The organism is Paraburkholderia lebeckiae (assembly GCF_014201005.1).
GTDB classification, from domain to species: domain Bacteria; phylum Pseudomonadota; class Gammaproteobacteria; order Burkholderiales; family Burkholderiaceae; genus Paraburkholderia; species Paraburkholderia tuberum.
This window is the reverse complement of the sequence record NZ_JACHDK010000003.1, coordinates 527730-549088: the sequence shown is the minus strand read 5'-3', so window position 1 is coordinate 549088 and position 21359 is coordinate 527730. Positions and strand designations below refer to the sequence as shown.

18 protein-coding genes and 1 pseudogene are annotated in these 21359 nt (G+C 62.5%); 8 read left to right on the top strand and 11 right to left on the bottom strand.

The window, feature by feature from the left end:
- Positions 1-4 precede the first annotated feature (4 nt).
- Positions 5-526: a lecithin retinol acyltransferase family protein gene (locus HDG39_RS09085; RefSeq protein ID WP_184005177.1), complete on the bottom strand. Its 522-nt coding sequence runs from the start codon at positions 524-526 to the stop codon at positions 5-7.
- A 450-nt stretch (positions 527-976) separates the two neighbouring features.
- Between HDG39_RS09085 and HDG39_RS09080 the strand changes: the two genes are divergently transcribed.
- On the top strand, positions 977-1264 hold the full coding sequence (locus tag HDG39_RS09080; RefSeq protein WP_026226395.1) for a hypothetical protein: 288 nt from the start codon (positions 977-979) through the stop codon (positions 1262-1264).
- Between the two features lie 5 nt (positions 1265-1269).
- On the top strand, positions 1270-2040 hold the full coding sequence (locus HDG39_RS09075) for a PP2C family protein-serine/threonine phosphatase (protein ID WP_184005175.1): 771 nt from the start codon (positions 1270-1272) through the stop codon (positions 2038-2040).
- A gap of 45 nt (positions 2041-2085) precedes the next feature.
- Here HDG39_RS09075 and HDG39_RS09070 read toward each other — a convergent pair whose 3' ends face one another.
- The 9 genes from HDG39_RS09070 to HDG39_RS09030 form a co-directional block, all read right to left on the bottom strand.
- Entirely contained in the window at positions 2086-3438 is a 1353-nt protein-coding gene (locus HDG39_RS09070) for a sigma-54 interaction domain-containing protein (protein ID WP_184005173.1), read from the bottom strand.
- Positions 3435-6503, bottom strand: coding sequence for a peptidase domain-containing ABC transporter (locus HDG39_RS09065; RefSeq protein ID WP_184005171.1), 3069 nt, complete (start codon positions 6501-6503; stop codon positions 3435-3437). Before HDG39_RS09065 ends, HDG39_RS09070 begins: the two co-directional genes overlap by 4 nt.
- A gap of 39 nt (positions 6504-6542) precedes the next feature.
- Positions 6543-7295, bottom strand: coding sequence for a peptidylprolyl isomerase (locus HDG39_RS09060; protein ID WP_184005169.1), 753 nt, complete (start codon positions 7293-7295; stop codon positions 6543-6545).
- 37 nt (positions 7296-7332) lie between these two features.
- Complete coding sequence (locus tag HDG39_RS09055) at positions 7333-8706, bottom strand: beta-barrel domain-containing protein (RefSeq protein WP_184005167.1); 1374 nt, start codon at positions 8704-8706, stop codon at positions 7333-7335.
- On the bottom strand, positions 8684-11296 hold the full coding sequence (locus tag HDG39_RS09050; RefSeq protein ID WP_184005165.1) for an FHA domain-containing protein: 2613 nt from the start codon (positions 11294-11296) through the stop codon (positions 8684-8686). The genes HDG39_RS09055 and HDG39_RS09050 overlap by 23 nt, the downstream gene beginning before the upstream one ends.
- A gap of 239 nt (positions 11297-11535) precedes the next feature.
- The gene (locus tag HDG39_RS09045; protein ID WP_221305676.1) at positions 11536-12912 is read right to left on the bottom strand and encodes an efflux transporter outer membrane subunit; all 1377 of its coding nucleotides are present in this window, start codon (positions 12910-12912) and stop codon (positions 11536-11538) included.
- 350 nt (positions 12913-13262) lie between these two features.
- A complete protein-coding gene (locus HDG39_RS09040) occupies positions 13263-13541 on the bottom strand; it encodes a hypothetical protein (RefSeq protein WP_184005163.1) in 279 nt (92 codons plus the stop codon).
- A gap of 251 nt (positions 13542-13792) precedes the next feature.
- Positions 13793-14230, bottom strand: a complete 438-nt coding sequence (locus HDG39_RS09035; protein WP_184005161.1) for a DUF4399 domain-containing protein — start codon at positions 14228-14230, stop codon at positions 13793-13795.
- A 46-nt stretch (positions 14231-14276) separates the two neighbouring features.
- Complete coding sequence (locus tag HDG39_RS09030; protein ID WP_184005159.1) at positions 14277-14780, bottom strand: DUF4399 domain-containing protein; 504 nt, start codon at positions 14778-14780, stop codon at positions 14277-14279.
- 312 nt (positions 14781-15092) lie between these two features.
- On the opposite strand from HDG39_RS09030, the pseudogene HDG39_RS35805 reads away from it, so the two are divergent.
- Positions 15093-15923 (top strand): annotated as a pseudogene (locus HDG39_RS35805) (caspase family protein); the annotation flags it as partial.
- Between the two features lie 105 nt (positions 15924-16028).
- Positions 16029-17132 carry a formylglycine-generating enzyme family protein gene (locus tag HDG39_RS35800; RefSeq protein ID WP_409339018.1) on the top strand — a complete coding sequence of 368 codons (1104 nt, stop codon included), beginning with the start codon at positions 16029-16031 and terminating at the stop codon, positions 17130-17132.
- Between the two features lie 28 nt (positions 17133-17160).
- On the opposite strand, the gene HDG39_RS09020 is transcribed toward HDG39_RS35800, so the two are convergent.
- Positions 17161-19218 carry a serine/threonine protein kinase gene (locus HDG39_RS09020; RefSeq protein ID WP_184005154.1) on the bottom strand — a complete coding sequence of 686 codons (2058 nt, stop codon included), beginning with the start codon at positions 19216-19218 and terminating at the stop codon, positions 17161-17163.
- A gap of 433 nt (positions 19219-19651) precedes the next feature.
- On the opposite strand from HDG39_RS09020, the gene HDG39_RS09015 reads away from it, so the two are divergent.
- The 4 genes from HDG39_RS09015 to HDG39_RS09000 all read left to right on the top strand — a co-directional run bounded on the left by HDG39_RS09015 (position 19652) and on the right by HDG39_RS09000 (position 21279).
- A complete protein-coding gene (locus HDG39_RS09015) occupies positions 19652-19918 on the top strand; it encodes a hypothetical protein (RefSeq protein WP_018423726.1) in 267 nt (88 codons plus the stop codon).
- A 91-nt stretch (positions 19919-20009) separates the two neighbouring features.
- Positions 20010-20312, top strand: a complete 303-nt coding sequence (locus HDG39_RS09010; protein ID WP_184005152.1) for a hypothetical protein — start codon at positions 20010-20012, stop codon at positions 20310-20312.
- 195 nt (positions 20313-20507) lie between these two features.
- On the top strand, positions 20508-20726 hold the full coding sequence (locus HDG39_RS09005; RefSeq protein WP_184005151.1) for a hypothetical protein: 219 nt from the start codon (positions 20508-20510) through the stop codon (positions 20724-20726).
- Positions 20727-21072: 346 nt separating this feature from the next.
- Positions 21073-21279 carry a hypothetical protein gene (locus HDG39_RS09000; protein ID WP_184005149.1) on the top strand — a complete coding sequence of 69 codons (207 nt, stop codon included), beginning with the start codon at positions 21073-21075 and terminating at the stop codon, positions 21277-21279.
- The last annotated feature ends 80 nt before the right edge of the window (positions 21280-21359 follow it).

Genomic DNA, 21359 nt, shown 5'->3' with positions numbered 1-21359 from the left:
GCGTTCACGCGACTTGCGCGAATTGCGCCACGCGGTGTTCGTTCCTCGCCCCGCTCTCGACGAACGCCTTCACGAGGCACAGCAGCGCGCGCACCCCCGTGCTCGGATGGCGCAAGCAGCAATGCACCTGTTCGCTGTGGCTTTCGCCGAGCAGACACCACGCGCAGAAGTGTTCGCAGTTGTTGGTCAGCAGGCGATAGCGGTTTTCGCCGAGGCGGGAGCGCGCGCGGCGCACCGCATCGGCGCCGACGTAGATCGCGCTCGGCGTCGCGCGAACCGACAGCGAATGGCCGGCGGCGAAGCGCGCGAGTTCGACTTCCTCGACCGGTCCGGGATGCGCGGAGGCCGCAAAGCCCGAGTAGTGCACGACGCGGCCATTGCCGACATAGATGCCGTGATGTTCGTAGCCGTTGCGTTGCGTGACCAGATGCGCGCCGATCGGCAGATCGATCGTCGATGATGCGGTGTCGCAAGCGGCTGCGGATTGCGGGTCGTCGTCGCGTGTATCGAGCGTTTGGGTGTTCATGGCTGGCCTCGTTCGCATTTCCAACACTGTTGCGACAGCTTTTGCATCATCCGGGCCAGGCGCCGGAAAACCCCTGTTTACAGGGTTGACGGCCGATCGAGCGGTTTTCTGAAGAGGTAGATGTCAGGACGGGACCAACAGAAATCGCGCTGCTCTGTTGGTGTGCGACGCTCATTTACGAGCCGTGTCGCGCGTTGATTTCAACCGGATGGAGAACCCGTGGGATCCCGCTGAATGTGTTGGATCTCACACCTGTTCGAATGTGGGCTTGTTGGCCGCGAGCCGACCGATCGCATCGACCGCGTTGGTGTTAAATCCGCGCAAGCCGCGCCAGTCAATGCGCCGCGGGCTTCGCGTCGAATCCGCCCCCGATTGGCATGGCCTTTGCACCGTGTGGTGCAGAGTCCATTCAGCCGCGCGCATTGCGCACGCGGCCAACCGGAGAACGACATGTCCTGCATCAAATTGAACGACCTCTCGCTGAACCTCGCGCTCGATCGCAAAGCGATGGCGGCGATTCGCGGCGGCGGCGGCGCGCCATGGATCTATGGCTGGATTCAGCCGTTCGTGCCGCAAACGCCGAGCATTGGGCCGGTGGTCAATCTGTACGAGGTCTCCAACAACTTCTATGCTAACCAGATGATCAACCAGTTCCAGTCGGTCGACGTACGCAACACCGGCGCGAACGCGAACCTCACCGTGTCTCCGGACGCACGCAACCGAAACGATATGGTGTAGCCGTTGTGACCTGCGAGAGTCAATTTCGCTGGACGTCGTCCGCGCGTTCCGACACGGGACGGGTCCGCGAAATCAACGAAGATGCCTGCCTCGACGAGCCCGAAGCGGGACGCTGGGCTGTCGCCGATGGGATGGGCGGTCACGCGGTCGGCGACGTTGCCAGCCGCACCGTGATCGACGCGTTGACTCAACTTGCGGCGCCGCACGGCCTCAGAATGCTGATCGCCGATGTACGCGCGCGTCTGCAAACCGCGAACCGTCAATTGCGCGACGAAGCCGCCCGCCGCCAGGTGCAGCGCATCGGCAGCACCGTGGTCGTGCTGCTTGCATGCGATCGCTTCTGCGGCTACGTGTGGGCCGGCGACAGCCGCATCTACCTGTACCGCGCGGGGCAATTGCGGCAACTGACGCGCGATCACAGCCAGGTCGAGGAGCTGCGCTCGCTCGGCGTCATCACCGACGAAGAGGCGCGCCATCATCCCGCGCAGCACATGATCACGCGCGCGGTCGGGGCAACGGATTCGCTCGAACTCGACGACGACGCGATCGAAGTCGCCGACGGCGACGTGTTCCTGTTGTGCAGCGACGGTCTCAGCAACGAACTGAGCGACGACGAGATCGCCGACGTGCTGACCACGGCGGAGCGCGAAAACGCATGTTGCGAACTCGTCGACCTCGCGCTCGCGCGCGGCGGGCGCGACAACATCACCGCGGTGGTCGTCGAAGCGCAGGACCCTAATGCGGCGGACAAGACCTTGCTGAACCCGGCGCCTTGATGATCTTCTGGCACGCGTTTCACCGAGCGTTCAGTGGTCGTTCACTCAGCCTTCGTCGTCTTCCTCGTCGCGCTCGTTCGCGCCGTTCTTCGTGGGCGGCGCATTGCGATTGCGGAAATCCTTCGAGTGCAGGCCGTGCTTTTTCAGCAGCATCTGCAAGTGCGAGCGATTCATATCGATGCGCCGCGCCAGTTCGGCGACGGTTCCGCTGACTTCACGCAGTCCGCGTTCGAGGAACGCTTTCTCCGCGTCGTCGCTGGCCGCCCGCTTCGCGTCGCTCAACGACATCAGATTCGCGACGCTGATCGGCTGCTCGCCGCTCGCCTGCTCGCCCTCCGCCTGCGCCGCCGAACCGGGTGCGGCGGGTCGCATATCGAGCGGCAAATGCTCGACGTCGGCCATGTCTGCAGCCAGACATGAGATGCGGTACATCACGTTGCGCAATTCGCGAATGTTGCCCGGATACGCGTAGCTCAATAGAAAGTCCCGCAAACGCGGCGTCAACCTGACTGGCCGGCGTTTCAGCGTGCCCGCCGCTTCGTCGCCGAACCACGCAATCAGCAACGGAATTTCGTCGCGCCGTTCGCGCAGCGGCGGCAGCGTTACGTGAATCACGCTGAGCCGGTAGAACAGATCCTCGCGAAACCGGCCTTCCTCGCTGAGCTTGCGCAGATTGCGATTGGTCGCCGCGACGATGCGCGTATCGACCGCGATCGTTTCGTCGGAGCCGACGCGTTGAATCTCGTGCGCCTCGAGCACACGCAGCAGCTTGACCTGGCCCGCGAGCGGCAACTCGCCGATTTCGTCGAGAAAGATCGTGCCCGTATGCGCGCTTTCGAATTTGCCCTTGCGGTCGCTCGACGCGCCGGTGAATGCGCCCTTGCGATGCCCGAAAAGTTCGGATTCGAGCAGATTTTCCGGAATCGCGCCGCAGTTCACCGAAACGAACGGCTTGTCCGCACGCGAGCCATTCGCGTGAATCACTTTCGCCATCAGCTCCTTGCCGGTGCCGCTTTCGCCATCGATCAACACCGGCAAATCGGTTGGCGCCGCTTTTTCCGCGATTTCGAGCGATTCGAGCAAACGCGGGTTGTCGCCGAACGTGCCCTCGAAAATGAAGCTGCGTTCGAGTAGTGCCTTGCGGCGCGCACCGCGCGATTGCTCCGCGCTCGTCTGCGGCTCGCCCGCGGTGGCCGCCTGCACGAAGCGCTCCTTGTGCGAAAGCTGCATCACTTCGTCGCGCAACGACGTGGCCTGCCTCAGCAGCTTGTCGATATCAGCGCGTTCGAGCCGCGACGACCAGCGCAACGTGGAGCGCAGGATCTCGATCCGCTCGATCAGTCCCGCGTACGATATCGCGGGACTCGCCTCTTCAATCTGGTCGAGTATCTTCATCATGATGCACTCAACTGTTTCTGCACGAGCTGATAGTACATGCCGCCGCGCTGGATCAACTCCTCATGACGGCCCTGTTCGACGATCGCGCCTTCATACAGCACGAGAATCTTGTCCGCGCGCATGATCGTGCTGAGCCGATGCGCGATGATCACCGCCGTGCGGCCCTTCAGGATGTCGTGCATATTGCCGAGAATATTGCTCTCCGATTGCGAGTCGAGCGCCGACGTCGCCTCGTCGAACACGAGCAGACGCGGATCGTGATACAGCGCACGCGCAATGCAAAGCCGCTGGATTTGACCGCCCGACAAACCGATGCCGCGCTCGCCGACGATCTGCTCATAACCGAGCGGCATCTTGCCGATGAAGCCGTGCGCGTCGGCCATTTTCGCGACTTCCTCGATGCGGCGGCGCTCCGGCGCATCGTCGCCGCTTGCGATGTTCTCGGCGATCGTGCCCGAGAACAGCAGATTGCTTTGCATCACGTAGCCGATTTGCGCGCGGAAATAAGCCTTGTCGATCACGCCGGAGTCATAGCCGTCGATCGTCATTTTCCCTTCGCTCGGCTGATAGAAGCCAACCAGCAGCTTCGCGAGCGTGGTTTTGCCCGACCCGCTGCGCCCGACGATCGCGACCAATTCACCCGGCTTGATATCGAAGCTGATGTTCTCCAGCACATAAGCGGAATCCTCTTCGCCATAGCGGAAGTACACGCCTTGCAGGCTGATTTCGCCTTGCAGCTCCGGCAGCATCACGCGCGAGGGCAAATCCTGCGGCTTCTGTTCGGGCTCGATATCGAGCACATCGCCGAGCCGTTCCATCGCGACACCCGCATCGTTGAGCATGCTCCACAAGCCGACGAGACCCATCAGCGGACTCAATACGCTGCCCATGAATGCATTGAACGCGATCAGCTGACCGATCGTCAATTCACGCGCGAGTACCAGATTCGCGCCAACCCAAAGAATCGCAATCGTCGTTGCCGCATTCAGCAATTGACTGCCGAAGCCGACCAGAATATTGAATGCGTGTGCGCGATACTGCAATTCGAGCGCCTTTGCGTATTTCTTCTCCCAGCGCAACCGTACCGGCCGCTCGATGCCCATGCCCTTGACGGTCTCGACGCCGGACAGAGCTTCCATCAGGAACGACTTCGCCTCGGTCGATGCCGTGAACACCTCGCGTGCGTAGCCCTTGATCTTCGGCGTCGCGATCACCGTGAGTCCCATGATCGGAATGACGAATGCGATCAACACCAGCGTCATCTTCACGTTGTACACGAACATGATCGTGAAGTAGATGAAGATCATTAGCAGATTCAGCGCGGTCGTCACGGTGGATTCCGTCAGGAACGCGCGGATCGTCTGGTTTTCCTGAAAGCGCGCGAAGATATCGCCGGTCTTGCGCTTCGCGAAGAACGAGAACGGCAGCGACAACGTATGCTTGAAGAACTGCGACATCATCGCGAAGTCCATGTTGCGGACCATGAAGTTCGCCAGATACGCGCGAATCGTCGACATCAACTGCGTGAAGACATTGGAGATGATGAGCCCGCCGATCAGCATATGCAGCAGGCTGACGTTCTGATGCACGATCACCCCGTCCAGAATGTTCTGAATGATCAGCGGTGGAATCACGCCGAGCACCTGAATCACGAAGGTCGCCAGAAACAGATAGCCGAGTATCTTGCGGTACGGCCTCAGATAGCCGACAAAGCGAATCCACGGCGAGCGCGCGGCCGACATCTGCAGCAGCTGCGATCCGCCGGTAAACAATAGGCAGGTGCCGCTCCACCCGCGTTCGAAATCTTCGACGCTCAGCTTTCTGAAACCGAGTGCCGGGTCCGCCACCCAGACATACTCTTTCGACAGCCCGTACACGACCACATAGTGATAGCCCTCCCAATGCACGATGAACGGCAGATCGAAGCCACGCAGCGAATCGAACGTGCATTGCACGCCGCGCGTCGTGAAGCCGAGCGACTCGCCCGCGCGCGCGAGGCTGTCGAGCGTCGCACCCTGCGTCGTCACGTTCGCGAGTTCGCGCAATTTGCCGAGCGTCATCGGAATGCCGTAATGGCGGCAGATCATCGCGAGACACGCGGCGCCGCAATCCATCTCCTCGGCCTGCTCGACGAGCGCGAAACGCCGGATGATCTTCTCGCCGAGTTCCGGCTTGCTCTGCAGGTCGAGCATCAACGGCAGCTTGCGCCGCTGTTCGAGCCGCTTTTGCCGCTGCAATTCGCGGTCGCCATAGTGGATGCGCTCGTCGAGCACTTCTCGCAGTTTCGGATTGCGTTCGAGAATGAAATGAACGGTGCGCTCGGGGATGACCAGCAGCCGCGTGTCAGTGGTTGCAACGATCGATGCCATCTGTTCCTGGCGCATCAGGCACGCCTTCTCGCCGAATATCTCCCCTTTGCCGAGCGTCGCGAGCGTATAGTCGTGGCCCTCCTCATGCCGCACGATGCGCACCTGGCCTTGCCGCACCACATAAAGCCGCCTGTCGTCGCGGCCGTCCTGTTTCAGAATCTCCTTGCCGGCAGCGACCCGTTTTGCGCCGACGCTACGCACGTACTCTTCGAGTTCCGCCTTGTTCAGCTTGCCGCGCAGATCGAACAATTGCGCGACGAAGCCCCCGGCCGAATTGATCGCCACATAGCTGGCGACGAACGCCAACGCGGCGGCGTTGCCCGCCATCACCGGTTCGACCGCGCTGCGCGGAATGAACAGCACTTCGGTCTTGCCCGACGAACGCACCGACGCTTCGTGAACGTACGAGCGCAACATCGCAATGTCGGCAAAGATCTCGCCCGACTTGCGCACGCCCATGCTGGTTTCCTTGCCGCGCTCCTCGGTGAAGATACGTACCGTGCCCGAGCGGATCACATAGAGACCTTCGGCCACTTCACCGGCCGAGCACACCGTTTCGCCAAACGAATAGAACCTGGCCTGCGCGTCCTCGGCAAGCCGCTCGATTTCGTCGCGCGAGAACGGCGACAGAATCTCCACCGAAGCGAGAAATTCGGCGGTGGAAGGCGCGGATGGCGCGGTCTGGGGGGCGTCCATGTATCGGTGAGCCTCGCTTTATCGGGCGCTAGTCGGGCACTAGCGCGCTTCGATCACGTGTTCCTGGGCGCGGGCAATGAGCCAGCTCTCGCGCAGCAAACGGCGGATTTCGGTGGCCACGTCCGCATCGAGCGTGGCCGGATATTTGGCCGTGACCGCGAAGATCTCGAAACACGAGCGGTCGGCCGACGGAAACGGCCCAAGCAGATCGCCGACCGCCGCGTTAAAAATCTTCGCCTCGATATCGGGCTTCAGCGAACCGCGCAGCACTTTGCCGATCACGCCGCCCGACTCGCGCGTGTCGGCAATCGAATGCTCGCGCGCCATCTCGCCGAAGGCGTCGGGGTCGTCGTGCAGGTACGAGATCATTTCCTTCGCCTTGCCTTCGCTATCGAGCACGATATGGCTAACTTCGATCGCGTCGAACTTCGGTGAATTCAACGCAAAGTAATCATGGATCGCAGTGTCGTTACCGATGTCGTCGAGCATCTTCTCCTGATAAAGCCCGTCGGTAATGAACGCCTCGAATTCGTCGAGGCTCACGTGCAGCGCGTCGAGATAATGATTCATGTCCGCCGCGCGATGCAGCCCGCGCACGCGGCGAAACTGGTCCGCGCGCTGCTGGATCTCGTCGGCGCTGACGGCGATGCCCTGCTTCTTCGCGGCATGGACGGTAAGCTTGTCGCGCACGATCTGCTCGATCAGGCTCTCGAACTGGCCGGTCAGTTTCAGAAGACGAATGAACTCGTCCACGTCCACGACTTCGTCATCGATACGCACTATCGCGGTCATTTGCTCGGCTCCTTTCGTGGATGTTTGATTCGCGCGCTCAACCCGCCACCTCTCTGAACGGATCGAGACCGAGGTCGATCAGGCGCCGCTCGCGAACGACGATTTCCGCATTGGCGGTCATGCCGTAACGCAGCGGATAACGCGTGCCGGCCACCTGGTAGTAGTCCTTGTCCAGCGTGACACGGCCTTCGTAGACCGGTTGCTTGTCCTGCGCGGATGGCTTCGTGGCTGGCGAGATATATGCGAGCGTGCCGCTGATCAACCCGTAGCGCTGGTAAGGAAACGCGTTGAACTTCAATTTGACAGGCAGGCCCACGTGCAGAAAGGCGCGGTCGTGTTCGGAGATTTCGATCTTCAGCACGGGCCGCGCGTCTTTTGGCGCAATGCCGCCGAGCGGTGCATTCGCCTGAATCTTGTCGCCGCGCTGCGTCGACGTGACGTCGGTAATCACGCCTGAAACCGGCGCGAGAATCAGCAAAAAATTGTCTTTATCGATGTTCTCGAAACGCACCCGCGCGGCGGCATCGGCTTCGAGGCGCGCGCTTTGCAGTTGCACGCGCAGTTTGTCTTCCGCATCGGTGACCTCGCGCACCGCCGAGTCGTATTGCAGCTGCAGATCGGTGCTTTGCTGGCCGCTCGTCGCCAGTTGCGCATTGGCCTGCGCGTATTCATGGCTCAGACGAAAGTCGAGCTCGGCCAGCTTCGACTGCGCGACACGGTAAGCGTTATCCGCTTCGAGCGCGGCCGTGCGTTTCTGCTCGACCTGTAATTCGGCAATGCCACCGCCGCCCGGCTGCGCGAACAGCCGCGAATAGCGATCGAGTTCCTGATTCGCCGCTTCGCGCGTGCGGCGCGCGTTGTCGAGCGAGCTGCGCGCTTCGTCGAGTTCGGCCTTCTGCCCTTCGGCAAGCTTCGTCGTGCCTTCTGAAACGCGATTCTCGTGCAAGCGCTCCTCGACTTCGAGTTGCGCCTTCAACGACGCGGCCTTGCGTTCCATCAACGCCTTCTTCTCCGGGAACTGCTTCCATTCGCGTTCGGCGTCTTCGAGTTTCAGTTGTGCCTGTAACGCGTTGCTCGCTGCTTCGATCGCGCCGCGCGCATTGAGCCGCGCGAGCACATCGCCTTTCGACACCGGCTGCCCCTCGGCGATATACAGATCCGCGAGTTCGCCGTCGATCGGCGTATAGATGCGCCGCACCTCCGATTCCGGCGACAAGGTGCCGGGCGCACTGACGATCACATCCGCGCGGCCGACGAACGACCACAGCAAACCCGACACGACGAGCGCGACCATCGCCCAGATCAGCGCGCGCGCAATCCGCACCGGCTCGGACGTCAGAATCGCAATGCCTTCGACGCTATGATCTTCGAGCGCCTCCGACAACGGTCTAGGGTGAGGGTCGCGTTTCACTCTGATCGCCTCCAATCAACGCGAGCTTCGCTTTCAGCAGCCCGGGGTCCAGCACCATGCGCAACTCGGTCAACGAGCGGCGCTGCAAACTCGCTTCGGCTTCGATATCCGCGAGCAGGCGATCGAAGTCGGCGGGATGATCGGCCTTCAGCTGCGTATAGATGCGCATGCCCTGGCGTGCCGCCGTCTGCGCGTCGCTCAGCAGACGCGCCTCGTTGCGAAAGCCCGGCGAGATGCCGGCTTCGAGCCGCTGCGTGCCGCCGATCGGACCGTTCGCGCGGTACTCTTTCCACAGGCTTTGCGCGCGCACCAGCAGATCTTGCGCATGCGCGAGCGCCTTGTCATGCAACGCGGCCACGTCTTTCTGGATCGCCTGCACGAACCATGCGTCGGTTCGCGGATCGAGGCTCGCGTAGAACGACAGCAAACGCTGGTCGTAATCTTTCCCGCCACGCGTTTTCTGCAGATCGTTGTATCGATCGGACAACGCCTTCTTCTGCGTCGCTTCGGCCGCGAGCACATCGGACCACGGGCTCGCCGGCATCGACTGCAAATCGTTCAGCGCCTGCTGCGCGTCGCCGCGCTGCCACGCGGCATCGACCGCGTCCTGCCGTTGAACGATCTCCGCCGACGGCAAGCGTGTAGACGCAAGCTGCTGGAATTGCGCCTGAAAAGGCGGCGTGCTGAAGCGCACCGTTTTCATCATCGCCAGCAATGACGTCAATTGACGGCTCAACGCGGCATTCAGCAACCCGGTGTATTGGCGCAAATCGTCGCGCACTCTATCGAGCCCCGCGAGCCGCGGATAACGCTGCGCGTAATCGTCGAGTACCGGCGGCAGCGCGTCGGGTTTGTCGCGCGAAAGTTCGGTATGAATTACGGCATTGAGCCGATCGATCGCGGCGACGTACACCGAATCGTCGCTTTCGAGCTTGCGCAGATGGCTGAGCGTGTGTGCGTAGGGCTCCGCGAAGACCGGCACGTAACTCGCAATCCGATCGAGCGCGCGCTGGTGACTCGTCGCGTCGTCGTCCCAGCGGTGCAGCAGACCGTTGATCGTCGCTTCGTCCGTATATATGCGGATCGGCGCGTCGACGCCGCCACGCGTCGCGACGAAGCGTTCGAGATCGCCGACCCATTGCAATTCGCCGACCAGCGACGCGGCATCGGCGTCATGTCCGCTCAACGCCCTCATGTTCTTCAGCAGCATGTCGGCCTGGTCGAACTTCGCTTGTTGCATGGCTTCGATCCAGCCCGGCAAGTTCGCTTTCAACAACGCCTCGCTCGCGAGCGCACTGATTTTCGTGTCCGCCGGATGCGTGGCCAGATAGCCGCTTGCCATCGTGAGAGCGCTCGAGTAATCACCGCTCGCGAGCAGGCTCTTCAACTCCCGTTCCGATGAACCGTGCAGATAAAGGCCCACGCCAAGCGCAACCACGATCGCGATACCCGCTCCGCCCCATGCCGCCGCGCGCCGCACATTGGTGCGCTCGCCGTCCGCTAACGCCTTGTGGAGTTCGCCGGCGATCATTTTCCAGCGACGCGGCTTACTTCTTGCCGCGCTTTTGGCTTTGCCGCTTCTTTCATTCGCGCCGTCTCTCGTATCGGCGGGATGCCCCGCCTGCGCGCCTTTGGCGCCCTGCGCGCCATTTGCCGTCCGTACTCCGTCACGCTTCGCGCGCGCGGAGCCCGGCTGCGCCGCTTCATTCACTTCGTCTTCGCGTTGCAGCGCCGGATCGACGCAAAAGATGTCGAGAAACGAATGCGCAGTGCCGACGAAGGTCGTCTTGTCGGCATCGGCGGCACTGTCGACAGCGGGCTGAAGAGAGAGCTGGGTCACGGTGGGTTCGACGTCGGCGGAGTTCTGTAGCGACACCCTGTAGACGAAGTGGTCGCCGCCAAATGCAACGACGTCGCCGTCCGCCAGTGCAAGCGCCGATTCGCCGATCCGCTGTCCATTCACGAACGTGCCGTTGGTGCTGCCGAGATCCTCGACATAGAGCTCGCCACCCTTCAGAAACAGGTGCGCATGGCGCCGGGAAATGTAATTGACCTGGTGCGGATAACGGTCTTTGTAGCGCGAGAAAACCTCGTCCGTTTTACTGACCAGAAATGGAAAAGCCAGCACGTCGACCGGTTGCAGACCCAGGTCATCGCGCTGCGGCACCAGCAATAGATGAATGAGGGAAGAAGCGCTTCCACCCGTGACGACGCGCGCGCGCGGCTCGATGCCGACACGATAGCGCAGTTCACCGCCAAAGCAGAGTTCATCGCCGGCGCGTATACGCGCGGGGGTTTGCCGCACCGCGATGCCGTTGACCGTCGTGCCGTTCTTGCTGCCGAGATCGGCAACATAAATCGCGCCATGCTCGATGAAAACGCGCGCGTGTCGGCGCGAGAGACCGACGGTCCATTGTGCGGGATAGTCGCTGAACGGCGCTTCGATGCGGCCGATGGCGAACAGGTTGTCGACGATGCGAATGGCGTCGAGCGCGGGGCGCTGCGCGCAGGCAACCGGCGACAACACCACGTCGAAGGCAGCGTCCACTGTCACGCGCATTTCAGCAATCGGAGCTTCGCCGGTGGCCATTTTATCTGGATCGCTAAGCGTTTACCCGCCGCGGCGGGAACGCGGGGCGAACTGGACGAAGAACAGCGGCGCAACGATATTGTCGTGAAGAGCCACGCAAACGCTGACCCCTAAAGGATTGTAAGTCACGCATCGAGAGTGTCAATTTGGATATCGCCGGATGAGGAGACCGCGGATAAGCCGTCAGCCGACGAAATACCCGCGCGGTACGCCAACTCGTGGATTAGCTCAATGCTTCGTTACTTCTCCTTGACCTGCGCTTGCACGTCGACACCAGGCCATCCGCCGCCGAGCGCCTTATAAAGCGTTACCGTGTCGGACAGAATCAATTGGTGGTTTTCCAGCAATGCCTGTTGCGCCTCCAGCAAGGTCCGCTCGTCTTCGAATACTTCGAGTTGCGACACGACGCCAAGGCGCAGTTGCGACTGGATCTGATCCGCGACGATCTGCAGGCGCGACACCTGCTGCTGCAATTCCGCGCGCTGCGCCTTATGGGCACTCAGATTGACGAGCGCGTTCTCCACTTCCTCGAATGCGCCCATCACGGCCACGCGATATTGCTGCTCGGCGACTTTCGATTGCGCCTCGGTCACCTTCACATGTGCGCGCACGCCCGGATCGAACAGCGGAAAATTGATGCTCGGCATCAGGCCGAACGTGAACGACTTCAGCAGCTGGTTAAGCGCGTAACTTGCCGTGCCGCCTTGCGCGGTGAGGCCGATGCTCGGCAATTGCGCGAGCTTCGACTGACCGACGAGGTCATAGGTCTCGAGCACCCTGAATTCGGCCGCCACCACGTCGGGGCGGCGCGACAGCAATTGCGCGGGCAAACCATCGGGCACGGCCGGCAATTTCACGCGCTCCTGTAAATGCCCCTGCGGCACATGGAATTCGCCGGCCGGCACGCCGAGCAACGTGCATAGCGCGTTGTCGGAGACCGCCCGCGATCGGCGCAGGTCATACAGATCGTTGGTGAGCCGGTTGATCTCCGCCTGCTGGCGCAACACCTGCGTTTGCGGCACGAGCCCATTGCGCGCCTGGCCTTCGTAGATCGCCAGGATTTGCTTGTTCGTGGCGATGGTCTTTTGCTGCTGTGCGATCTGGTCGTCGAATTGCAGGATCTGGAAATAGGTACTGGCCACATTCGCGACGAGTTCGAGATACCCCGCGCGCCAATCCGCCTCGCTCGCGTGGAATTCGGCCTTTTGCGCCTGCACGCCTTTTTCGACCTTGCCCCAGATGTCGATGTCCCAGTTCACCTGCAGCGCGAGGTTGTACGTCTTCGTCAAAGGCTGGCCAGTCGTCTTCGTGTAGTCGGCGCCGGCACCGAGATCCACCGTCGGCAATGCGGCCGCGCCTGTCTCGCTGATCTGCGTGTGCGCGACTTCGATACGCGCGGCCAGCACCCGGATGTCGAAGTTGCCGTCGATCGCCTTGTCGATCAGCGTATCGAGGTACGGGTCCTGGAAGCCCTTCCACCAGTCGCGCTCGATCGTCTCCGCGGCCGATACCGGCGCGCCATTGCGATCCGACCACGAGGTCTTGGCCGGCGTGTCCGGGCGTTGATAAGCCGGCATTCTGATGTCGACGCACGCACTCAACGCCATTGCGCACATCGTTGCGGCGCACGTCCCGCGCAGCACACGGGCTATGCGGCGAGGCGTCCTGGCTTCAGCAGGAACCCGCTGAAGGTCCGGCGAATCACGCGACGAATCGAACGATGATTCCGGCAATGCTGACACGGTGGTCTCCAGTTGCACCCGCCTGTTTCGCGCGAGATGCCCGGTTTTTCAGGCCGAGCCGCTTCCGCGCGGCTTCGGCAACGAAGCGGCGGAAAAGTCGATGCGGGGAGCGGCGGATACGCGAAGGATGCGTGGAAAGGACGATTGGATTAGCGGTCTTTTTGAGCGATGCGCCTGTTGGGGCACGCACACGCGGCCGCCCGGGCCGCGCGTGCGCCGCTTCACTACCCGTTGTTGACGTTGCTCGAGTAAATGGTCGGTTGGATGTAGGTGGTCGTACCGCTGACCAGCGCCGAGTTGTTGCCGTTCGCGCTCTGGATGTTCATTTCCGTGTTGATCATCTGCGTCGTGGTGACATTCTTGATGCTGTTCGGCGCATAGACGGGCGCATAGCTGAGGTACGACGGCATCGAATAGTAGCCGTTGCCACCGCGCACGGCGCTCATCGCCTTGCTGTCGAGTTGTTCGGTGTTGGACAGGTCCTTGATCATCAGCGTGTTCATGGCAAATCTCCTGGAAATGGGAAAGCGCATCGTGGTGCGTCGGGTTCGAGCAACTTGTCTGCTCGGGCGCTACTGACGCATGGGCTATGCCAGGAGGGCCTTGCTTTGGTCATTCGCGTCCTGAACGCCTTGTAGCAAAGGCCTGGAAGTTCGCACCCGCTGTCCCGACGCTGACGAGCGGCAGAGCGAGACCAGTGAATGGTGGATCGCAGCCAACAGCGCGCGCGACATTGTTGGCTGCATGATGACAGTCACCGCGCGATCACCGTGATCTTCTTCGAATACACCGGCGGGTTGTGCGGCATATGCATGTCGTCACCCATCAACAGCTGCAACGTATGCTTGCCCGGCGGCAATTGAATCATCGTTTCCGTTTCGCCCGCGCCGAAATGCAGATGATGACGATCCGAGGGTATCTCCTGGTCCATCGGCGGCAGATCGCTATCGATCAGAAGATGATGGTGGCCGGTGTTCGGGTACTTGACGCCTTTCGGCGCGACACCCATGAAACGCAGACCAAACCACACGCGAAACGGCTTATTGGCGGGCACCACCTGGCCATCGTTCGGATAGCCGATGTACGCGTAGGCGCCGGGCGGCGACGGCGTCGCTGCCAACGCGCTCTGCGGCGCGGTCGATACCGCCAGTGCCGCTGCGACGAATGCCGCGGCCGCAATGATCTTGTTCATCAGGACTCTCCGTTCCGGCTTGACCAGTTCTAACGAACGGATCGCGTTAGTCTTTTAGCACGGTGATGGTGATCTTCTTCGAATACACGGGCGGTACGTGCGGCACATGATGATGGTCGCCGAGAATCAGCTGCAGCGTGTGCTTGCCGGGCGGCAACTCGATGCGCGCGTCGGTTTCGCCCGCGCCGAAATGCAGGTGCTGGCGATCCGATGGAATCTCCTGGTCGAGCGCGGGCAAATCCGTGTCGATCAGAAGATGATGGTGGCCGGTATTCGGAAACGCGATGCCCTTCGGACACACGCCCATATTGCGCAGCCCCATGCGCACCCACAGCTTGCCGCCGTGAATCACCGCGCCATCCGACGGCCAGATGATGTACTCCTCGGCCCCCGGCGGTGACGGCGTCTGCTCGGCGCGCGCAACGCCGCCGGTGCCGATACCGAGGCAGACCGCGACGAGCGTCGCGCACACCGCCGCGCGTAATCCGCCGCAACGCGCTTGCGCCGGATCACGACTGCCGAAAAGAAAGGAAACACGGGTTCTTCGCATAGCGCACTCTCCCGAACAGGAGTCATGGCTGGGGCCCGGCTATCGATGACCTTCCGGGTGTTCGAGCGGCCTGTCGCGGGTTGAAACCGGCAGGCAGCCACCTAGTTAAAACGGCCGTGCGACGTGACTTTGTGAATCAGCTTAGGACGTAACTTGCCAAAAAGATACGCCATGCTCGTTAACCGTATGACGCGTTAAGGACTCCCGGACAGTTGTGACGCAAAGCGCGTGCTATCGTTAATAAAGAGCGCGGGCAGCGCGAGCGTGGTGCACGAATGCCTGAACTCTGTCCGGTACAAACAGGATATAAAGATGTGGAGACGATTCCTGCTGGTGTGCATGGTTGGGGCAATCCAGGCGCAGTGGGACAGTGCCGGTGCCGCGACGCAACGTGAAAGCATCGAGCCGAGCCCGGCTTGGGTAGCGAGTCATCCGGCGTGGCCGGCGGACACCGCTTTGCTCCTTTCTCCCTTTGCGTCGTCACGCGACGACACGCATTCGCGGCGTGTCGCGCTCGTGATCGGAAACGGCGAGTACGGTGACGCCGCCAACCCGATCCGCACCAACGCGCCGCGCGACGCCGAATCGATCGGCGCTGCGCTCCGTGCGCGTGGCTTCGAAGTCATCACGCGCACGAATGCTACGCCGCCGCAAATGCGCGCGGCCATCGACGAATTTCAACGACGATTGCGAACAGGCGATATCGGACTGTTCTATTTCGCCGGACACGGCATGCAGGTAGGCGCACAAACGCTGCTTCTGCCGGCGGGACTCAATGCGCGAGGCGATATCCGCGCGCCGGTGTCGCTACTGAATAACGGCGTCGATCTGAATACCGTATTGCATGCGATGCAATCCGCTCGCGCGGGCCGGCTCAATCTCGTGATTCTCGATACGTGCCTCGACAATCCATTTGCGCCCGCCGCGGTTGCGATCGATAAACCGAAGATCGCTGCCAACACCGTGATTGCCTATGCAACCGCACCGGGCGGTTTCGCTGCGGACGGTCCGCGGCATGGCGTGTATACCGATGCCTTGCTGCAAGCACTCAACGACGCCGACGCCTCGTCGCGATCGCTCGCCGCGCTGTTCCGACACGTCGGCGCCGAGGTACGCGCCGCTACACGCGGAACGCAGCAACCGTGGCTCTCTGTCGCGCGTTCATCCATTCCCACAAGTGGCGAAAGCGCTATCGAGTCGTCCAATACCTCAGACCACCGCGCCATCACGCCGCGCAGTCGCGGCATCATGCCCAAGGAAAGCGGAGAACAATACGAAATCACGTTCTGGGATTCGATCAAGGACAGCAACTACCCAGCCGATTACGAGGCTTATCTGAAGGCCTATCCGAATGGCCGCTTCGCCACACTCGCGCATGCGCGTATCGATCGATTGCGCGCGGCGGCATCGACTCCCGCGGTGAGTGCCGCGCCGGCTGCACCGCCAGCCGCGCCCGCGACGCAGAGCGGTCACGTCGCGCCACCCACGCCGTCTGCACAGGTCACGCATCCCGCGACGCAAGCCAGCGCAGCCGCGCCGCCACCACCGCGCCCCGCTGCCGCGCCATCGCCGCCGCCGCCCACCACGGCCGCCGCGGCGCCACTCGCGCAAAAGACCGTCGCCCATCCGCCGACCGCGGATGAAATCCGCGACTGCGCGGCCTGTCCGATCATGCTCGCGGTACCCGCAGGCTCGTTCGCAATGGGCAGCAATACCGACGATCCGTCGGAGAAGCCCGTGCACCACGTGAGCATTGGCGCGCCCTTCGCGATCGGCAAATTCCCGGTGACGGTCGAGCAATGGAATGCGTGCGTCGCCGCCGGCGCCTGCCAGAAGCTGACGCCGGAGAGCAATAGCATCAAGACCGCACCCGCGCGCGATCTCAGTTGGGACGACGCGCAGCAGTACGTCAAATGGCTCGCCAAAACGACCGGCAAACCGTACCGTCTGCCGACCGAGGCCGAATGGGAATACGCGGACCGCGCCGGCACCACGACCGCATACTGGTGGGGCGAGCAGATGCGCAAGGGCAACGCCAATTGCAAGGACTGCGGCGACCCATGGCACAAGGAAGGCCCGGAAAACGTCGGCACGTTTGCCGCGAATCCGCTGGGTCTGTACGACATGAACGGCGGCGTCTGGGAGTGGACCGCCGACTGCTGGCACAACAACTATCAGGGCGCGCCCGTCGATGGTCACGCGTGGGACTCGCCCGGCTGCGAGATGCGCGCGATTCGCGGCGGCTCATGGCGCGAAGGCGGCGACTACATGCTCAGCGCGACGCGCTTCAAATACAGCGCGGGCGTGCGCCAATCGCAGAACGGTTTTCGCGTCGTCAAGGAACTGCACTAAAAGCCGTGTCGATTGGCTCCCTGACGGATCATCGCGTCGCGGGTCTGGTCGTGATCGGGGCGAAGTCCGCCAACAGGTGATCCTGCCCGTATTGACCGCCAATCTGCTTGAGCCGGGTCTCGAGCGCGCGCAGATAATCGGCGCGCGCTTCGCTTTCCGGCCGCAGCTTGTCGAACAACAGCACCGGCGTCACCATCAGCACCACCATCTCCGAGCCGAATGGCTTCGATACGGTCCAATCGCCCGCATTGCTGCCGATCGTGTATGGACCGCCGTTCGACTGCATCTGATTGTCCGGCCACAGACGACTGGGCACCATGTGCACGACGTGGCCGTCTAGCTGGTAGTAGTCGACGGTCGCAAAGGAATCGAACGGCGGCGCTTTCAGGTCGACCACCAGCGAGTCGTTCTCGGTCAGCAAACCGCTTGGCGGACGCATCTGCAGCGACGCCACGCGCCCCGCCTGCCAGTTGCGCACCAGAAACGGCGCGAGCGTTTTGACGAGGTCGCATTTATCGTCGGCGAGCGGCCGCACGTCTAGCGAAACCGTATCGACGCCAGGCAGCGCCGCCAACGTCTCCTTCAGATGCGCGGCACCGTACCGTTGCGACAGGAAACCGCGTACCGTCAGTGCGTGGTCCTGCACCGCGCCCGATAGAGCCGAACACGGCACCTGGGCAAGCGTGGGCGTGATCGCGGCGAGCGTCAACGCGGGCTTCGGCGCAGGCGCGACAGCGGACGCCCCAGCCGCCCGATCGACCTGATCGCCCTGCGATCTCGCCGCCTCGATTTGCGCGGCTTGCTGCCGGCTGGACCCCGAGCGAAAAGCGAACACGCCCACCGTGACCGCGCACACGATGGCGAGGCCAGCAAGCCCGATCCACGCGAGCGTCCCGGACTTCTCCGCTCGCGCTTCGTTGTCGAACTCTGCGATAAAGCGCACGACGCTCGGTATCCGCGTATTGCGATCGAACGACAACGCGGCACGCAACGCGCGCCACTGTCGCGCATCGAGATTCGCCGGACGCTGCGGCTTGAAATCGGAATTGCGCGCCTGCGTGGCCGACAGGCGATCGAACGGATGATGTCCCGTCAACAGCTCGTACGTGATGCAGCCAAGCGCGTAGATATCGTCGCGCGGGTCCGGCTCGCGATGCTCGATCATTTCCGGGCTCGCATAGGCCGGCGTCAACGCGCCCAGACTGCCGGGATCGAACACCGTCGCGTCGCTCTCCTCTTCAGGCCGCTGGAATACGCGCGCGATGCCGAAGTCGATCACCTTCACCTCGGCATTCGTGGTCAAAAACACGTTCGCGGGTTTGAAATCGCAATGGACGAAGCCGCGCTCGTGCGCGTACGCGAGCGCCGCGCACATGCCGCGCACGATCGGCAGCGCGGCCCGCACCGGCATGCCCTGAAAGCCCGGTGTGCGCAGCAGCTGGCTCAAGGGTTTGCCGCTCAGGTACTCCATCGTCAGATAGACGATCGGTCCGTCGCGGTCGAAGTCGTAGACGGTGATGATGTTGCGATGCGCGAGTACCTGCGCCTTGCGCGCCTCGCGCTGCAGCGCGACCAGCGAATTCGGATTGCCGCGAAACTGGACGTTCAGCACCTTGATCGCGAGGTAGGGCTTGCGATCCGACGCTTCGAGCTTGCGCAGATCGAGCGCCTTGTACACGGTGCCCATGCCGCCCACGCCGAGGCACTCCTCGAGCACGAAGCGGTTGTTCAGCGTATCGCCGATGCCTTTGATGGTCTCGTGCGCGGCGCTTCCGGCAGTACTCGCGGCGCCCGCACTGCCAGCGCTCGACGAACGCAGCGACGGTAGATCGACCGTGGTCTGGATGCCGGTTTCCTCGCCACCCGCCGCGACGTTCGACACGCGCAGCAGCTCGATGCGCCGCCGCACTTCCAGGTAGAGATCGTCGGGCAACGGCGACCGATGATGCGCAGCGTACAGCGTCTCCAGCAGCCGCGTCGGACCGAGTTGCTCGGTCGCCAACGCGCTGTCGAGCTGCGCGACGAACTCGTCACGCGATAGCTCGCCGCTCTGGAAGTCGAGAATCACACGCGCAAGGCTAGCCATTTGTGCGAAGCACCGCCGTTGCCGCTGGACCGTGTCGCATGCGACCGACGCCACGCGGGTCGATAGAAAACCTGTCGTATCCAGTTACATGTGCCGTTTCGATACTAGCTCCCGGTCCGCGCTTTCGCAAACCAGGCAAACCAGGCATGAGCCGCGCGCCGCGCCGCGTGCTGGCTCGCGCAATGTCGTGCGCCATCCAACAGGGTCCGCCGCGATGTCGGACGGCGGCCACCGCTCGGGGCGCGTGAGCGTGCTTCGAGCTGACCGGCACGGTGGTCCCTCCACGCGCAAAACCCTTATACGACAGGGCTTCGTCGATTTCCTCAGGATACTTGACTAAGACTGGCACAGCCTGTGCGTTAGTGATGTCCGAGCAAACGAATTGCTCGAAACCACTCGCAACACTGCGAACACTTCTTTCAGGAGACTCACCATGAAAACGCTGATGATCAAAGACCTGTCCGTCACCGAACAACTCGACAGCAAAGCCATGCAAGCCGTACGCGGCGGCTTCGGCCCGAGCAAGTACTATAGCTTCGCCCCGGTCTATGCGCCGACCAGCGTCAAGAACAGCACCACCACGCAAGTGATCAGTAACGAACTGAACTTCCAGAACGCCAACGGCAACGATGTTGCGTTCGCCACCGGCATCACGTCGGACTTCTCGCCGTATATCAATTCGAGCAACAGCAACCACTAATAGTGCGTGGTGCGGCGAGGCGCCCGCAGCCGCGGGCCGCTTCGTCGCAAGCCATTCATGTCCGCTTTCCGTACGTCTTTGGAGAAACGCCATGTCATCCCTCATGATTCGCGATCTGTCCGGCACGCGCGAACTCGACCGCCGGGCCATGTCCGGGATCGCCGGCGGCACCGGCAGCAACGTGCCCATGCCCTCGGGCCTTGGTGGTCTCGGCAGCCTTGCCGGCATCGCCAACGTCAACGTCAACGTCAACGTCATTCAGAATCTGGATCAGCAGCAAATCGTCAATGTCGCAGCGCTCAATAACATCGGTTCGATCGGCCCGGGCGTCGTGTTGCCGCTGAAGCTGAAAGTCGACCCTATCCTGTCGGGCGCCAATTACTCCGCCGTGTAAGCCGGGGCAGCAGCGGGGGACTGGGGGTTCCTTCACTGCCGCGGCAACACCACGGCCATGCGCGCCGCGAACGGATTTCCTATACTGATAGTGCGTTGAGACCTCAGTACAACGAATAACACGCCGAACACATTCCGGGCACGGCGGCCGGCACCCGAACGGGTCTGGCCGCCGGAGCGTTTTTCTGGAGCCATCATGGCCAAGCTGAGCATCAAGGATCTGACCGAAAGCGTCGAACTGGACCGCGAGGCGATGGCCGCGATCGTCGGCGGCGCCCGAGTCGGCGCGCGCTCGAGTCTCGCCGCGCCGCTGGTGCCGGCCGCGATGCGCGTCGTCGAGTACCCGCCGGGCTTTCCGGCCGCGCATCTGCGTATCGCGGAAGCAGCCTCGCCGCGTAGACGCCAGCGCCGCTAGCATTCCTCGCCGGGGCGTTTCACCATCACGGCACGCGCATATGGCGCGTGCCGTTTCTGTTTGCGCTTGCGATTGAGTGTGGGACGCCTGAGTTCGCCACGCGCGACGCTGCGCTGCGCCCCAACCATTCGCACGTGACGCGTGGGACGCGCGCAAACACTTCGACGCGCAATCGCGATCGTATTCAGTACGATTCAACGCGGCTATCGCGCGGATCCTTGCCAGGCTTCGCATCGCGGCCCCCGCTCCATGTTGCGGCGCACGTTCCCCCACATTGGCATAGGCCTTGCAGAAATCTACGCGGGCGCCGCACTGTGCTCGCCTTTCCACGTCAAGGAGATATGCCATGAAAGCCACTGTGATCATCAAAGACCTGCCGCCCGGCGCGGGCGAGCCATCCGACGAGAAAACGCTGACCGCCGAACAGATGAAGACACTGCGCGGCGGCCGCTCGGTAGTCGTCAAGGTGGACGGTGGCGGCACGGGTACCGTCGACGATTGGGACATCAACACCGCGATCTTCGAAGGCCGCATCGGCGGAACCTATCTATAGGACGCGCGACGTGTCCGCAATTGGAAAAACGGCACCCTGCTCAGGTTTTGAGCGCGACGGGTGCCGTTTCAATTGGCTCG

Bases quoted from the DNA above. Each gene is read 5' to 3' on its own strand.
- HDG39_RS09035 (WP_184005161.1), bottom strand. From the start codon at position 14,230: ATGAACAAGATCATTGCGGCCGCGGCATTCGTCGCAGCGGCACTGGCG.
- HDG39_RS09085 (WP_184005177.1), bottom strand. From the start codon at position 526: ATGAACACCCAAACGCTCGATACACGCGACGACGACCCGCAATCCGCA.
- HDG39_RS09010 (WP_184005152.1), top strand. From the start codon at position 20,010: ATGTCATCCCTCATGATTCGCGATCTGTCCGGCACGCGCGAACTCGAC.
- HDG39_RS09050 (WP_184005165.1), bottom strand. From the start codon at position 11,296: ATGGCCACCGGCGAAGCTCCGATTGCTGAAATGCGCGTGACAGTGGAC.
- HDG39_RS09080 (WP_026226395.1), top strand. From the start codon at position 977: ATGTCCTGCATCAAATTGAACGACCTCTCGCTGAACCTCGCGCTCGAT.
- HDG39_RS35800 (WP_409339018.1), top strand. From the start codon at position 16,029: ATGCCCAAGGAAAGCGGAGAACAATACGAAATCACGTTCTGGGATTCG.
- HDG39_RS09040 (WP_184005163.1), bottom strand. From the start codon at position 13,541: ATGAACACGCTGATGATCAAGGACCTGTCCAACACCGAACAACTCGAC.
- HDG39_RS09015 (WP_018423726.1), top strand. From the start codon at position 19,652: ATGAAAACGCTGATGATCAAAGACCTGTCCGTCACCGAACAACTCGAC.
- HDG39_RS09020 (WP_184005154.1), bottom strand. From the start codon at position 19,218: ATGGCTAGCCTTGCGCGTGTGATTCTCGACTTCCAGAGCGGCGAGCTA.
- HDG39_RS09060 (WP_184005169.1), bottom strand. From the start codon at position 7,295: ATGACCGCGATAGTGCGTATCGATGACGAAGTCGTGGACGTGGACGAG.
- HDG39_RS09065 (WP_184005171.1), bottom strand. From the start codon at position 6,503: ATGGACGCCCCCCAGACCGCGCCATCCGCGCCTTCCACCGCCGAATTT.
- HDG39_RS09005 (WP_184005151.1), top strand. From the start codon at position 20,508: ATGGCCAAGCTGAGCATCAAGGATCTGACCGAAAGCGTCGAACTGGAC.
- HDG39_RS09045 (WP_221305676.1), bottom strand. From the start codon at position 12,912: ATGTGCGCAATGGCGTTGAGTGCGTGCGTCGACATCAGAATGCCGGCT.
- HDG39_RS09000 (WP_184005149.1), top strand. From the start codon at position 21,073: ATGAAAGCCACTGTGATCATCAAAGACCTGCCGCCCGGCGCGGGCGAG.
- HDG39_RS09070 (WP_184005173.1), bottom strand. From the start codon at position 3,438: ATGATGAAGATACTCGACCAGATTGAAGAGGCGAGTCCCGCGATATCG.
- HDG39_RS09030 (WP_184005159.1), bottom strand. From the start codon at position 14,780: ATGCGAAGAACCCGTGTTTCCTTTCTTTTCGGCAGTCGTGATCCGGCG.